The sequence below is a fragment of the Thiomicrospira sp. genome, from assembly GCF_036568485.1.
Lineage (GTDB): Bacteria > Pseudomonadota > Gammaproteobacteria > Thiomicrospirales > Thiomicrospiraceae > Thiomicrospira.
In genome coordinates this window covers 1-1,099 of the sequence record NZ_DATCSL010000049.1, presented here as the reverse complement: position 1 = coordinate 1,099, position 1,099 = coordinate 1, and the positions used below count along the sequence as shown (strand labels likewise).

Below are 1,099 nucleotides of genomic sequence, written 5' to 3'. Positions count from 1 at the left end.
GATAGCCGGTAAAACTTCTTTAACCATGTGTTCGGCAATTTCACCACGATCCCATGGGTTGTTACGTTCAACCTGCACCGTTTGAGGTTTATCAGCTGGTACACCACCATCGGTAATGATGGATGACAAATCTAAGTTACGTTGCTTAGCGGTTAATGGCTCATCAATGACTTTGAGTAGGTCGACTCGACCAACGAGGTCTTTTAATGAGCGAACACCGAGTTTGGCCATCCATTCACGCGTCTCTTTCGCCACGAACTCAAAATAGTGCATAACCATTTCGGGCAGACCAATAAAGTGCTCTTTGCGTAAACGTTCGTCTTGAGTGGCTACGCCAACCGCACAAGTGTTTAAATGGCAAATACGCAGATATTTACAACCCAGTGCAATCATTGGTGCGGTACCAAAACCAAAGGATTCAGCCCCTAATATGGCAGCTTTAATCACATCTAAACCGGTTTTTAAACCACCGTCTGCTTGCAAAATAACTTGTCCACGTAAATCGTTGGCACGTAGCACTTGATGAGTTTCGGCTAGCCCCATTTCAAACGGGTTACCTGCATATTTAACCGAGGTTAATGGACTTGCCCCCGTACCGCCGTCATAGCCTGAAATAGTGATCAGGTCAGCATAAGCTTTTGCAACACCGGCGGCAATCGTACCAACACCAGGCTCGGCGACCAGTTTTACCGAAATTAGCGCATTTGGGTTAACTTGCTTTAAGTCGTAAATTAACTGTGCTAAATCCTCAATCGAATAGATGTCATGATGCGGAGGAGGTGAAATTAGCGTTACACCTGGCACCGAATGACGTAGCTTAGCAATGGTCATGTCGACTTTATGTCCGGGTAGTTGCCCACCTTCACCCGGCTTCGCACCTTGCGCGACTTTAATTTGGATGACTTCCGCATTACGTAAATAGTGTGCGGTGACGCCAAAACGTCCAGATGCAACCTGTTTAATTTTCGACATTTTTTCGGTGCCGTAACGTGCAGGATCTTCAGCCCCTTCACCAGAGTTGGAACGTGCACCTAAACGGTTCATCGCAATCGCCAAAGCTTCATGGGCTTCGGGTGACAAGGCCCCTAATGAGATACCA

General features: G+C 47.0%; 1 protein-coding gene. It reads right to left on the bottom strand.

The window, feature by feature from the left end; genetic code table 11:
- A partial coding sequence (locus VIM91_RS05345; protein ID WP_331863787.1) for a glutamate synthase-related protein occupies positions 1–1,099 on the bottom strand: 1,099 nt, incomplete at both ends.